Below are 12,792 nucleotides of genomic sequence, written 5' to 3'. Positions count from 1 at the left end.
ATTCCTTTCTTCGACGAAGCATCGCTTGCCATGTTATCGATCTCAAGCGTTCTAACACCGCCTCATTTCCAAGAACTGGATGACCAAGCATACGCACAGTGCGTGGAGAATCCAGATACGAGCATCAACCAGTCCAGCTACGGTTTCACTGATGACAAACTCGTCAATTGCGAGTCAAAGCTGTTAAAGTTGGTGCTTTTAATCGGAGCAAGCGCGCAAACCAATTGCAAAATCGGGCATGGCGGAAGATTTAATGCTACAAGCAAAAAAGATACTGTACTTTTATCACTGCATTGGCTTTACTTGAGATTCCCATGAAAATACAGCCTACCCATTTCAAACAGTCACCAATTCTATCCCAAGCAGCTGATGTTCCGCCTAATAGTTATAGAGTCGCGATACTTATTTGCACCTATAATGGCGCGAAATTCCTGCGGGAACAACTAGACTCCCTTATCACACAAAGTCATAAAAACTGGGCAATTTATGCTTCAGATGATGGTTCCAGTGATGAAACATTGCATATCCTTAATGATTACCAAATAAAGCTAGGAAAAGATCGGCTTTCCATCTTTCAGGGCCCACAGGAAGGCTTTGCTAAAAACTTTCTATCCTTGGTTAGAAACCCTTCAATTTCGGCAGATTACTTCGCTTTCAGCGATCAAGATGATATATGGTTTGAAAAAAAACTGGAACGGAGTATTTTTAAGCTAGCATCGCTCCCCATTCACACTCCTTCACTTTATTGCTCAAGAACACTTTTAGTTAACTCTAAAAAAGAGGTAATAGGTCGCTCCCCTCTTTTCAAAAGTCCAACCAGCTTCCAGAACGCGCTTGTTCAAAGCATTGCTGGCGCGAACACAATGCTGATCAATAATGCCGCCAGAAATTTGATAATTCAACTTGCAGTGAATACTCAAGTGGTCGCACACGACTGGCTTGCCTATTTAATAGTTAGCGGATGCGGAGGAAAAGTAATCTACGACCCTTTGCCATCTCTCAACTATCGCCAGCACGAGAGCAATCTCATCGGTGCTAATACCGATCTAAAAAACCAGATATTACGCATACGAAAAATGTTATCCGGTAGATTTGGCGACTGGAACGCAACAAACTTAACAGCTCTTAACTCTATAAAAGAAAAGCTTACTAAAGAAAATCAAAAACGTCTTGAATGCTTTGAACAAGCACGAAAGAGCAATTTGATTTCTAGATTACGACTAATGAAAAGAAGTGGTATTTACCGACAAACAAAAAGAGGCAACATTAGCCTGCTACTTGCAATCATTCTTAATAAAATATGATAACTCGCAAAGCGTATTGAGAAATCTGCTTAATGCAAAACATTGTAATGAGGAAGATCGATTGACATAGTGATCATGGCCCGAATTATAAAGGGCCAGGCTACGTAACGCGGTGTCAAAACTGTGCCAGAAGAAAAATCATCAAGCAGCCGATTCAGTTCATGGACCGGGCAGACCAATCACCTAATCGCTGAGATTAGGTGATGTTATGAATCACTCTATTTTTAACTAAAGTCTCAACACCTTCTGTGAGTATTGAGTCGAGGCCATCTGGTGATGGCTGTAATTCAGCGCTTTGGAGCCTACTGAAGCTAAGATTGTAGTCGATCAGGGCGTACTTTTTCTTGGCGGAACCACAACCTTCCCAAAAAACCGCTTGCCCCACTAAAAAAAAAGCATTAATCAAGCCTTACGCCCGATAAATGCAGCAACCCAGCAAATACAAAAGAAAAATACTTTATCCCGACCCCGTCGCCGGCACTGCCAAGCACTGAAGGAAAGCCTTATTAAGTGTCCTCGCTGCATTTTCAACCAAGTTTGAACAAACGGATCTGTATCTTGACCGACTAAATTCGTAATCAACTGCACTTGATTGAACCACCAACCGTTATGAATGGTTTTACAGCGAGCAATCATTGCCCCCAAACCCTTGTTAGCGCCTACTTGGTTACATTTGTGTTGGCGATAGTCCATTGATGACTCAGGGTCTATGTACCAACGAAAACCATGACTACGGGCGAAGGCATAAAAATACCAGTCGTGCAAACTGACCTTTTGCACTAACTCCCAATTGTCGAGCACTGAGACCTTTAATGTATCTGCAAGCCTTTTACTCATCAGGTAAGTACAACCCGGACCTGCAGCTTCGAACAGAAAATCCCATTCAACTTGGGCCTGCGCTTTATTCAGCAAATGGGTTTTACCATTTGGCCAAAAAGCAGTAACGTTACTGGAATAGGCATCGACATGCCGGGTCTGAATGGTATAGATCGCACGCTGAAGTTTATCGATGTGCCAGACATCATCCTGATCGGCAAATGCAACGAAATCGAAACTTTCAAAATCGACATCGTGTATGAGTCGAAAGAAGTTACGGGAGGCGCCACCAAAACTGTTACCGAACGGCAAAACCAAAACCTCTGGATGCTGACTAGAGTAAGTCTCGCACCACGCTTCGGTGCCATCAGTAGAGGCATCGATACTGATATAAACAGTTACGTCGACAGCTGACTGGCCGAGAATTGAGGTAAGCTGCTCCTCAATCCAAAGAGTGCCATTATAAGCAGCCAGCAAAACCGCGACCTTAGGATGTTCTACTGGCATATCATTCCTGCTTGCACTGATTGAACGCACTATTCCGTGTAATGCAGCCTTAGTGTCAGTGGGAAGGTGAGTTCAGCAGTTTTTGTAAGTACTGACCATAACCCGTTTTCTTTAGAGCATCAGCCTGCGCGCCCAATTGCTCGGCAGTAATCCACCCATTGTGATAGGCGATCTCTTCGAGACAGGCAACTTTCAAGCCTTGACGCTGCTCGATGGTATGCACGAAGTGGCTGGCTTCAAGTAGCGAGTCGTGAGTCCCCGTATCGAGCCAGGCAAAACCACGGCCAAGCATTTCGACGTTGAGGGACTTGCGCTCTAGATAAGCACGGTTGACATCGGTGATTTCCAGCTCGCCGCGCTCGGAAGGCTTGATGTTCTTGGCTATCTCGATAACTTCATTGTCGTAGAAGTACAGGCCGGTTACCGCATAGTTGGACTTGGGCTTCAGTGGTTTTTCTTCAATGCTGAGAGCACGCCCAGTAGCATCGAATTCAACCACACCAAAACGCTCGGGATCAGAAACGTGATAACCAAATACGGTTGCACCAGTCTTCTGTTCATTCGCAGAACGCAAGTTATCCGAGAAGTGCTGACCGTAGAAGATATTGTCGCCAAGGATCAAGCAGCAAGGGTCATTGCCGATGAACTCTTCGCCAATGATAAAGGCTTGAGCTAGTCCGTCCGGGCTAGGCTGTTCAGCGTAAGTCAACTTGATACCGTACAGGCTGCCGTCCCCAAGCAACTTGCGAAAGCATGGCAAGTCATCTGGCGTGGAGATAATCAGAATCTCGCGCATCCCTGCAAGCATCAGTACCGACAGCGGATAAAAAATCATCGGCTTGTCGTAGATCGGCAGCATCTGCTTGGACACACCAAGAGTCAGCGGGTGCAGACGAGTCCCCGATCCGCCAGCGAGAATGATGCCTTTACGATTTGTTGTGGTCATTTATTCAAGACTTCCATAAGCATTCGGGTTACGCCACTTTGCCAATCCGGCAAGTGTAGTGAAAAATTGTCGCGCAGCTTCTGAGTATTCAATCGCGAGTTCAGAGGGCGGCGCGCAGGTGTTGGGTAGGCGGTTGTTTCGATCGGACTGACCGTCGTCACAGCGAACTCCTCGCCTTGGGCTTTTGCGAAGTCAATGACATGACTTGCATAGCCATGCCAAGACACTTCGCCCGCAGCAGCCAGGTGATAGAGACCGGCCAACTCTGGACGCCTGAGAACTTTCTGGACGGCCAACGCCGTTACATCAGCAATGAGATCAGCCCCGGTCGGTGCTCCCATCTGATCCGCAATCACGCTCAACGTTTCGCGATCTTTCGCCAAGCGCAGCATAGTCTTTGCAAAGTTATTGCCGCGGGCACCGTACACCCAACTGGTGCGGAAAATCAGATGCTTGCAACCCGACGCGATAATTGCCTGCTCGCCGGCGAGCTTGCTGGAGCCGTAATGGTTCACCGGCGCAACAGCGTCTGTCTCCTGCCATGGCGTGACGCCCTGGCCACTGAAAACATAATCCGTTGAGTAGTGAATCAGCCATGCGCCCGACGCTGCGGCTTCTTCCGCCATAACGCCACTCGCAAGGCCGTTTACGCGATCTGCTAACTCGGTTTCCGATTCAGCCTTGTCGACCGCGGTATACGCAGCGGCGTTAACAATAACGTCAGGCTTTACCTGACGAATCGTTGCGCGCAGGGATTCGAGATTGGACAGATCACCACTGAGCCCATCAACGGGATGACGATCAAGAGCCACCAACTTGCCAAGCGGTGCCAGTGAGCGCTGCAGCTCCCAGCCCACTTGGCCGTTTTTCCCTAGAAGTAGGATCTTCATGCCTTGTTCGAACGATCCGCGTAGTTCTGGTCGATCCACTGCTGGTAGCTACCGCTCTTCACGTGCTCTACCCACTCAGTGTTGCTCAGATACCACTCGACAGTCTTGCGAATACCGGTTTCAAACGTCTCTTCCGGCGTCCAGCCCAGCTCGCGCTGAATCTTGCTCGCGTCGATTGCATAGCGCACGTCATGACCAGGCCGATCCTGAACATAAGTGATCAGGCTGGCATGCGGGCGATGGGCAGAATCGGGACGCAGCTCATCGAGCAGCGCACATAGGGTATGCACCACTTCGATGTTTTGTTTTTCGTTATGGCCGCCGATGTTGTAAGTCTCACCGATCACACCCTCGGTCACGACTTTGTACAGCGCACGAGCGTGATCTTCTACGTACAGCCAGTCACGGACCTGATTACCTTTGCCGTAAACCGGCAGCGGCTTGCCTTCCAGTGCATTAAGAATGATCAGCGGGATCAACTTCTCAGGGAAGTGGCACGGGCCGTAGTTGTTCGAGCAGTTGGTCACCAGAGTAGGCAAGCCGTATGTACGAGCCCAGGCGCGAACCAGGTGATCGGAACTGGCTTTACTGGCCGAGTACGGCGAGCTTGGCTGATACGGCGTGGTTTCGGTGAAGAGGTCTTCCGGACCTTCGAGGTCTCCGTAAACTTCATCAGTCGAAATGTGGTGGAAGCGGAAGTTGGCTTTACGCGCATCATCCAGCGCCGCCCAATAATGGCGAGCAGCTTCGAGCAGCGTGTAGGTGCCGATGATGTTGGTCTGGATGAATTCAGACGGGCCGGAGATTGAGCGATCAACGTGGGATTCTGCGGCCAGATGCATGATCGCATCCGGTTGATGCTCACGCAGGACTCGGTCGATCTGATCGCGATCGCAGATATCGACGCGCTCGAAGGCGTAACGCGAATCCTGACTGACTTCTGCCAGGGATTCGAGGTTACCGGCATACGTCAACTTATCGACGTTAACGACGGAGTCGGTGGTATTGGAGATGATGTGACGGATGACTGCCGAGCCGATGAACCCGGCGCCGCCGGTAACTAGAATTTTCACGCGAAACGATACCCTTGAGCTGCGGACAGAGCCAACAACGAGCGCTGTCTAATCCATGAATGCAGAAGCCATCAAGCAGTGGCATCCGTCAGAGTCAGTCTGAAACGACATGCAATAAGGCACTATCGAACAAGGGCAGCATTTTACAGCTTAATGATGGTTTTACTAATGGATAAAGACAGGCTGGGGCGCAATTTCGACAGATGCCCTGCACCTGTCGCTCTCAGACCAGTCGTTTACGCGCGGCTCTGGAGGAACGCCCCAAGAACCAGCCAAGTACTGGCCCAATCAACATACCAATGAGCAACGCCAGTACGACGACCAACGAGACTGGCAACTGCGGACCAGACAGCCCAAGAAACAACAAAGATACCGACTGCTGATTCTCAAGAACAAACGCCAGAATCACCATCACCAGCAAAAGAATAAAAACGCCGAGAAGTATGCGTTTCAAGTTACGCATGACCAGCTCCCTGAAAAATAGCCACTGTCAAACCCCCTCCTCCTCTTCCTCGTTCACCCGATCGCGCAGTTCTTTGCCCGGCTTGAAGTGCGGAACGAATTTGCCGTCCAGACTGACGGACTGGCCGGTTTTCGGGTTGCGACCAACGCGCGGCGCGCGATAATGCAGAGAGAAGCTGCCGAACCCACGGATCTCGATGCGATCACCGGTGGCCAGGCATTGGGACATTTGTTCAAGCATGGTCTTGATGGCCAGCTCCACATCCTTGGATGAGAGCAGCCCTTGATGGGTGACAATTCGTTCGATCAACTCCGACTTCGTCATATTTTTCCCTTCTTTTTCAAGCAGCTAGATCAGCGCTTGAAAGGTTTTAGCACGCCCGGAAGATTTTGAACAGCCCAGGGATTGACATATCTTCCTACGCGTCGATACGCGCATTTTCATGAGATCAACACCCGACCGGATCATGCGAGATTAGCGACAGATCACCAGCATGGTTCGAGTCACGAAGCCCGCAGGGTTGAAGCCGAACGGGTATTCATCCTCATCCTCGGCGTCGTCGGATCGTGTAATCACTTTGTAGCCTGCTCCCTTGCACTCCTTCGCCGCACGCTTTTGGCACTTCTCCCACCCAGAGCCCAGCCCTGAGCAGTCGACCTCGATACCACTGACGCCGCGCACGGCATGGGTCTTCGCACTTGTGGTGCAACCTGCTAACGCCAGCACCACTGCAACGACAATAAACTTGTTCATCCACTTCCTTATGCCAGGCCATGCCTGACGACTACACGCTTAAGACCAGCTTAGTCGTGAATAGACGATTGATCCGATTAAAGAAACAGACCTACGAGCAAAGGAATTGGTTTCACGCGCTGAAGCGTCGCATCAAATCGCAGGCACAAAAAAGGGCGACCGAAGTCGCCCTTTTTAATGATCAAGCAGAACTTAGTTCTGTTTGGCCATTGCCTGGCGCAGCAGTGCCGCCATGGTGGTGTCGCCAGCAGGAGCTTCTTCAGCCTTCAGGCTTTGGATAGCTTCTTTCTCTTCAGCATCGTCTTTCGACTTGATGGAGAGCTGGATTACGCGGCTCTTGCGGTCAACGCTGATGATCTTGGCTTCTACTTCCTGGCCTTCTTTCAGAACGTTGCGCGCGTCTTCAACGCGGTCACGGCTGATTTCGGAGGCTTTCAGAGTCGCTTCGATATCGTCGGCCAGAACGATGATGGCGCCTTTGGCGTCAACTTCTTTCACAGTGCCCTTAACGATGGCGCCTTTGTCGTTCTCTTGAACGTACTCAGAGAACGGGTCGCTTTCCAGTTGCTTGATACCCAGGGAGATACGCTCGCGCTCTGGGTCAACCGACAGGATAACGGTGTCCAGCTCGTCGCCCTTCTTGAAACGACGAACAGCTTCTTCGCCAACTTCGTTCCAGGAGATGTCGGACAGGTGAACCAGACCGTCGATGCCGCCGTCCAGACCAATGAAGATACCGAAATCGGTGATCGACTTGATGGTGCCGGAAATTTTATCGCCCTTGTTGAACTGGCCAGAGAAATCTTCCCATGGGTTAGATTTGCACTGCTTGATGCCCAGGGAGATACGACGACGCTCTTCGTCGATGTCCAGAACCATAACTTCCACTTCGTCGCCGACTTGTACGACTTTCGAAGGGTGGATGTTCTTGTTGGTCCAGTCCATTTCGGAAACGTGTACCAGACCTTCAACGCCTTCTTCCAGCTCAGCGAAGCAGCCGTAGTCGGTCAGGTTGGTTACACGAGCGGTAACGCGAGTGCTTTCTGGGTAACGGGCTTTGATAGCAACCCATGGATCTTCGCCCAGCTGCTTCAGGCCCAGGGAAACACGATTGCGTTCGCGATCGTACTTCAGAACCTTAACGTCGATTTCGTCACCAACGTTGACGATCTCGGAAGGATGCTTGATGCGCTTCCAGGCCATGTCGGTGATGTGCAGCAGGCCGTCCACGCCACCCAGATCGACGAATGCGCCGTAATCGGTGAGGTTTTTGACGATACCTTTGACTTGCTGGCCTTCCTGCAGGGATTCCAGCAGAGCTTCACGCTCGGCGGAGTTCTCGGCTTCCAGGACGCTGCGACGGGAAACGACAACGTTGTTGCGCTTCTGGTCCAGCTTGATGACCTTGAATTCCAGCTCTTTGCCTTCCAGGTGCGTGGTGTCGCGCACTGGACGGACGTCAACCAGGGAACCTGGCAGGAACGCACGGATGCCGTTAACGTCGACAGTGAAGCCGCCTTTAACCTTACCGTTGATAACGCCCTTGACCACTTCCTCGGCTGCGAAGGCAGCTTCCAGAACGATCCAGCATTCAGCGCGCTTGGCTTTTTCACGGGACAGCTTCGTTTCACCGAAACCGTCTTCAACCGAGTCCAGAGCAACGTGAACTTCGTCACCGACATTGATAGTCAGATCGCCAGCGTCGTTGTAGAACTGCTCAAGCGGGATGAGTGCTTCAGACTTCAGGCCAGCGTGAACGGTTACCCAGCGAGCTTGGTAATCGATATCAACGATAACACCGGTGATGATGGAGCCTGCCTGAAGGTTCAGGGTTTTTAGGCTTTCTTCAAAGAGTTCCGCAAAGCTTTCGCTCATTTTAATTCCTGTAAATGAGGGCGAAGGATACGCCCATCTCCACACCCCAGACGGTGTGGGTTAGTTTCATATAGAAGAAGCGCCGCAGGACTATGACTGGTCCCCTGCGACCTTCTTGGTCACCCGGCGATATCGCGAATGGCGATCTCGCTCATGATGCGTTCAAGCACCTGATCGATGGACAACTCCGTGGAATCCAGCTGTATGGCATCAGCCGCCGGCTTGAGCGGGGCTACTGCGCGCTGGGTGTCACGCTCATCGCGTGCACGGATCTCATCTAGCAGACTCGACAGACTAACACCCTCGACTTTGCCCTTCAACTGCAAATATCGACGGCGCGCCCTCTCCTCGGCACTGGCGGTCAGGAAAATCTTCAGCTGTGCGGTCGGAAAAACCACCGTACCCATGTCGCGACCATCGGCCACCAGACCCGGCGCCTCCTGGAACGCGCGTTGACGCTGCAGCAGCGCCTCGCGTACGGCGGGCAATGCAGCCACTTGAGAGGCGCCGGAACCGACGCTTTCAGTGCGAATGACATCGCTGACTTCGTCACCTTCCAGAATGATGCGCTGCAGCTGACCGTCGGTCGCCGCAATGAATTGCACATCCAGATGAGCGGCAAGTTTCTTCAGCAGCTCTTCATTGGTCAGGTCGACACCGTGATTGTGCGCAGCAAACGCCAGCAAGCGGTAAAGCGCACCGGAATCCAGCAGATTCCAGCCCAGACGCTTGGCCAGAATCCCGGCTACAGTGCCTTTGCCCGAGCCGCTTGGCCCATCAATGGTGATGACCGGTGCAATGTTTTTCACGACTGAGCCTCTTGTGCCACACGAATGCCGACCTGAGCGCACAGCGCGAGGAAGTTCGGGAACGATGTCGCGACGTTGGCGCAATCATGGATGCGAATCGGCGCGGTAGCGCGCAATGACGCGACACTGAAAGCCATGGCAATGCGGTGATCGCCGTGACCATGCACTTCGCCGCCACCGATCTGGCCGCCGTCGATGATGATGCCGTCCGGGGTCGGTTCGCACTTGACGCCCAGCGCCAGCAAACCGTCCGCCATGACCTGGATACGATCCGATTCCTTGACCCGCAGCTCTTCGGCGCCGGTCAGCACAGTACGCCCTTCGGCACAGGCAGCGGCCACGAACAGCACCGGGAACTCGTCGATGGCCAGCGGAACCAGCTCCTCCGGAATCTCGATACCCTTGAGCTTAGCTGCTCGCACGCGCAAGTCAGCCACTGGCTCGCCGCCGACTTCACGCTGGTTTTCCAGCGTGATGTCTGCGCCCATCAGGCGCAGGATGTCGATGACACCGGTACGGGTCGGATTGATACCGACGTGCTCGAGCACCAGCTCGGAGCCTTCGGCGATCGAAGCCGCCACCAGGAAAAACGCTGACGACGAGATATCGCCCGGCACTTCGATATGCGTTGCGGTCAACTTGCCGCCGGACTCGACCGAAGCCGTCGCGCCTTCAACACTCACCGGGTACCCGAAGCCACGCAGCATGCGTTCGGTGTGGTCACGGGTTGGCGCAGGCTCGGTGACGGTGGTCTTGCCTTCAGCGTACAGACCCGCCAGCAGCAGGCAGGATTTCACCTGCGCACTGGCCATCGGCATGGTGTAGGTCAGCCCTTTGAGCTTATGACCGCCACGAATGATCATCGGTGGACGACCTTCAGCAGCAGTTTCGATCACGGCGCCCATTTCACGCAGCGGATTGGCCACGCGATTCATCGGACGCTTGGACAGCGAAGCATCGCCGGTCAGGGTGCTGTCGAAATTCTGCGCCGCCAACAGGCCGGACAGCAGACGCATCGATGTACCGGAGTTGCCCAGATAGATCGGGCCCGGCGCAGGCTTCAGGCCATGCAGGCCGACACCGTGAATGGTCACGCGACCATGATGCGGGCCTTCGATGACGACGCCCATGTCGCGGAACGCCTGCAAGGTTGCCAGGGCGTCTTCGCCCTCAAGGAAACCTTCGACTTCGGTGACGCCTTCGGCCAGCGAACCGAGCATGATCGAGCGGTGGGAAATGGATTTATCGCCCGGTACGCGAATCCGACCGGACAGGCGGCCACCAGGTTGAGCCAGGAAGATCAGATCGTTGGAATTCATAGCGTCCACATAGGCCCTGCGGGCCAGGATTTTACTGAAATGCTCACGGGCAACCCGGGCGCGAGTGAAAACGCCCAACAATTGGTGCCCATCCCCTGCATCGACCGCGTCGCGCAAGGCGTCGAGGTCGCTGCGAAATGTATCGAGTGTGCGCAGAACAGCCTCGCGGTTGGCGAGGAAGATGTCGTGCCACATCACCGGGTCGCTTCCGGCGATTCTTGTGAAATCGCGAAAACCACCGGCAGCGTAACGGAAGATCTCAAGGTTTTCATTGCGCTTGGCCAACGAGTCAACCAGACCGAAGGCCAGCAAGTGCGGCAGATGACTGGTTGCGGCCAGCACTTCATCGTGACGCTCGACCTGCATGTGCTCGACGTCAGCCCCCAATTCGCGCCATAACCGATCAACGATCGCCAGCGCAGCCGGATCGGTTTGCTCAAGCGGCGTCAGGATCACTTTATGACGACGGAACAGTTCGGCATTGGAGGCCTCCACCCCACTCTGCTCGGAGCCGGCAATCGGATGGCCCGGCACGAACCGCGCAGGCATGCCGCCAAACGCCTCGGTCGCCGCGCGCACCACATTGCCTTTGGCGCTGCCGACATCAGTCAGAATCGCCTGACCCAGATCCATGCTCGCCAAACGCGCGAGGACTTTTTCCATGGCCAGAATCGGCACCGCCAACTGAATCACGTCAGCGCCCTGGCACGCAGCCATCAGATCGTCTTCACAGCGATCCACCACACCCAACTCGACCGCCAGCTTGCGCGATTGCGGATCGAGATCGACCCCGACCACTTCGCGGCAAACACCGCTTTCACGCAAGCCTTTGGCAAACGAACCACCGATCAACCCCAGACCGACCACCACAAGGCGACCGATCATAGGTGCAGCAGATTGCAGCGCAGTGACATCACCCACGAGCCAGAACCTTGCGCAGCGCTTCAAGGAAACGGCTGTTTTCGGCCGGCAGACCAATGGTGATCCGCAGGTGATTCGGCATGCCGTAATTGGCCACCGGACGCACGATCACACCTTCGGCCAGCAACCCCTGGAACACCGGAGCCGCCACCTGAGCGAGATCGACGCAGATAAAGTTGCCTTTGGACTCGATCCAGCCCAGACCCAGCTCACGGAAACCCGCTTGCAACTGCTGCATACCGGACTCGTTGAGCTGACGGCTTTGTGCCAGATACTCCTCGTCTTTCAACGCCGCACAGGCAGCCGCAAGGGCCAGGCTGTTGACGTTGAATGGCTGGCGAACACGGTTCAGCACGTCCGCCACTACCGGAGTTGACAAACCATAGCCGACGCGCAACGCCGCCAAGCCATAAGCCTTGGAGAAGGTGCGCGAAACCAGCAGGTTCGGATACGCCGCGAGGAAATCCAGACCATCCGGCAAGTCGCTGCCTTCGGCGTACTCGATGTAGGCCTCATCCAGGACCACCAGCACATGCTCCGGAACATCCTGCAGGAACTCGTCCAGCGCTTCAGCGCCGAACCAGGTACCGGTCGGGTTGTTCGGATTGGCGATAAACACCACGCGAGTGTTGGCATCGATGGCCGCCAGCATCGCAGGCAGGTCATGCCCCCAATCCTTGGCCGGCACCACTTTGGCTTGAGCGCCGACCGCTTGAGTGGCAATCGGGTACACCGCGAACGCATGTTCGCTGAACACGGCGTTGAGGCCTGGCGCCAGATAGGCACGCGCCACCAGCTCAAGAATGTCGTTGGAGCCGTTGCCCAGGGTGACCTGGTTCAGCTCGACGCGGCACTGCTCGGCCAGCAAGGACTTCAGCGCAAAGCCGTTGCCATCGGGATAACGAGTCAGCTCAGCCAGCTCTTCACGGATCGCCGCCAAGGCTTTTGGACTGGCACCCAGCGGGTTTTCGTTGCTCGCCAGCTTGACGATTTTTGCCGGGTCCAGATCCAGCTCGCGCGCCAGTTCGTCCACAGGCTTGCCCGGAACGTAAGGCGAAAGTTGTTGCACGCCCGGCTGTGCCAGAGCGAGGAAATTGCCACTCATTACTACCGCCC

Annotated in this window: 12 protein-coding genes; 1 reads left to right on the top strand and 11 read right to left on the bottom strand. The window is 53.9% G+C overall.

The window, feature by feature from the left end; all coding sequences use genetic code 11:
- Nucleotides 1-314: 314 nt before the first annotated feature.
- Complete coding sequence (locus AB4P92_RS24570; protein WP_395598294.1) at nt 315-1,304, top strand: glycosyltransferase family 2 protein; 990 nt, start codon at nt 315-317, stop codon at nt 1,302-1,304.
- Nucleotides 1,305-1,706: 402 nt separating this feature from the next.
- Here the strand turns inward: AB4P92_RS24570 and AB4P92_RS24565 are convergent, their stop codons facing one another.
- From AB4P92_RS24565 to hisC, 11 genes are all read right to left on the bottom strand, one after another.
- Nucleotides 1,707-2,627, bottom strand: a complete 921-nt coding sequence (locus AB4P92_RS24565) for a glycosyltransferase (RefSeq protein ID WP_395598293.1) — start codon at nt 2,625-2,627, stop codon at nt 1,707-1,709.
- A 55-nt stretch (nt 2,628-2,682) separates the two neighbouring features.
- Nucleotides 2,683-3,573, bottom strand: coding sequence for a glucose-1-phosphate thymidylyltransferase RfbA (gene rfbA / locus AB4P92_RS24560; protein ID WP_395598292.1), 891 nt, complete (start codon nt 3,571-3,573; stop codon nt 2,683-2,685).
- A complete protein-coding gene (gene rfbD, locus AB4P92_RS24555) occupies nt 3,570-4,463 on the bottom strand; it encodes a dTDP-4-dehydrorhamnose reductase (RefSeq protein ID WP_395598291.1) in 894 nt (297 codons plus the stop codon). Before rfbD ends, rfbA begins: the two co-directional genes overlap by 4 nt.
- Entirely contained in the window at nt 4,460-5,536 is a 1,077-nt protein-coding gene (gene rfbB, locus AB4P92_RS24550) for a dTDP-glucose 4,6-dehydratase (RefSeq protein ID WP_395598290.1), read from the bottom strand. Before rfbB ends, rfbD begins: the two co-directional genes overlap by 4 nt.
- Before the next feature lie 223 nt (nt 5,537-5,759).
- Nucleotides 5,760-5,999: a lipopolysaccharide assembly protein LapA domain-containing protein gene (locus AB4P92_RS24545; RefSeq protein WP_200616959.1), complete on the bottom strand. Its 240-nt coding sequence runs from the start codon at nt 5,997-5,999 to the stop codon at nt 5,760-5,762.
- Nucleotides 6,000-6,026: 27 nt separating this feature from the next.
- The gene (gene ihfB, locus AB4P92_RS24540; protein ID WP_003189779.1) at nt 6,027-6,323 is read right to left on the bottom strand and encodes an integration host factor subunit beta; all 297 of its coding nucleotides are present in this window, start codon (nt 6,321-6,323) and stop codon (nt 6,027-6,029) included.
- A 150-nt stretch (nt 6,324-6,473) separates the two neighbouring features.
- The gene (locus tag AB4P92_RS24535; protein WP_200616958.1) at nt 6,474-6,752 is read right to left on the bottom strand and encodes a hypothetical protein; all 279 of its coding nucleotides are present in this window, start codon (nt 6,750-6,752) and stop codon (nt 6,474-6,476) included.
- A 192-nt stretch (nt 6,753-6,944) separates the two neighbouring features.
- The gene (gene rpsA / locus AB4P92_RS24530) at nt 6,945-8,627 is read right to left on the bottom strand and encodes a 30S ribosomal protein S1 (RefSeq protein WP_007908431.1); all 1,683 of its coding nucleotides are present in this window, start codon (nt 8,625-8,627) and stop codon (nt 6,945-6,947) included.
- Between the two features lie 119 nt (nt 8,628-8,746).
- Nucleotides 8,747-9,436 carry a (d)CMP kinase gene (cmk, locus tag AB4P92_RS24525; protein ID WP_395598289.1) on the bottom strand — a complete coding sequence of 230 codons (690 nt, stop codon included), beginning with the start codon at nt 9,434-9,436 and terminating at the stop codon, nt 8,747-8,749.
- Nucleotides 9,433-11,640 (bottom strand): bifunctional prephenate dehydrogenase/3-phosphoshikimate 1-carboxyvinyltransferase, encoded by a 2,208-nt coding sequence (locus AB4P92_RS24520; RefSeq protein WP_395599698.1) that lies wholly within the window; start codon nt 11,638-11,640, stop codon nt 9,433-9,435. Before AB4P92_RS24520 ends, cmk begins: the two co-directional genes overlap by 4 nt.
- A 28-nt stretch (nt 11,641-11,668) precedes the next feature.
- Complete coding sequence (gene hisC, locus AB4P92_RS24515) at nt 11,669-12,781, bottom strand: histidinol-phosphate transaminase (RefSeq protein WP_042560362.1); 1,113 nt, start codon at nt 12,779-12,781, stop codon at nt 11,669-11,671.
- Between the last annotated feature and the right edge of the window lie 11 nt (nt 12,782-12,792).

Origin of the sequence: Pseudomonas sp. A0308 (genome assembly GCF_044218815.1) — a bacterium.
Lineage (GTDB): Bacteria > Pseudomonadota > Gammaproteobacteria > Pseudomonadales > Pseudomonadaceae > Aquipseudomonas > Aquipseudomonas iridis.
The sequence above is the reverse complement of the archived record's forward strand: the minus strand, read 5'-3'. Positions and strand labels throughout refer to the sequence as shown.

Coding starts and splice junctions, on each gene's coding strand:
- AB4P92_RS24570 (WP_395598294.1), top strand. CDS start 315: ATGAAAATACAGCCTACCCATTTCAAACAGTCACCAATTCTATCCCAA.
- AB4P92_RS24565 (WP_395598293.1), bottom strand. CDS start 2,627: ATGCCAGTAGAACATCCTAAGGTCGCGGTTTTGCTGGCTGCTTATAAT.
- rfbA (WP_395598292.1), bottom strand. CDS start 3,573: ATGACCACAACAAATCGTAAAGGCATCATTCTCGCTGGCGGATCGGGG.
- rfbD (WP_395598291.1), bottom strand. CDS start 4,463: ATGAAGATCCTACTTCTAGGGAAAAACGGCCAAGTGGGCTGGGAGCTG.
- AB4P92_RS24545 (WP_200616959.1), bottom strand. CDS start 5,999: ATGCGTAACTTGAAACGCATACTTCTCGGCGTTTTTATTCTTTTGCTG.
- ihfB (WP_003189779.1), bottom strand. CDS start 6,323: ATGACGAAGTCGGAGTTGATCGAACGAATTGTCACCCATCAAGGGCTG.
- AB4P92_RS24535 (WP_200616958.1), bottom strand. CDS start 6,752: ATGAACAAGTTTATTGTCGTTGCAGTGGTGCTGGCGTTAGCAGGTTGC.
- rpsA (WP_007908431.1), bottom strand. CDS start 8,627: ATGAGCGAAAGCTTTGCGGAACTCTTTGAAGAAAGCCTAAAAACCCTG.
- AB4P92_RS24520 (WP_395599698.1), bottom strand. CDS start 11,640: ATGATCGGTCGCCTTGTGGTGGTCGGTCTGGGGTTGATCGGTGGTTCG.
- hisC (WP_042560362.1), bottom strand. CDS start 12,781: ATGAGTGGCAATTTCCTCGCTCTGGCACAGCCGGGCGTGCAACAACTT.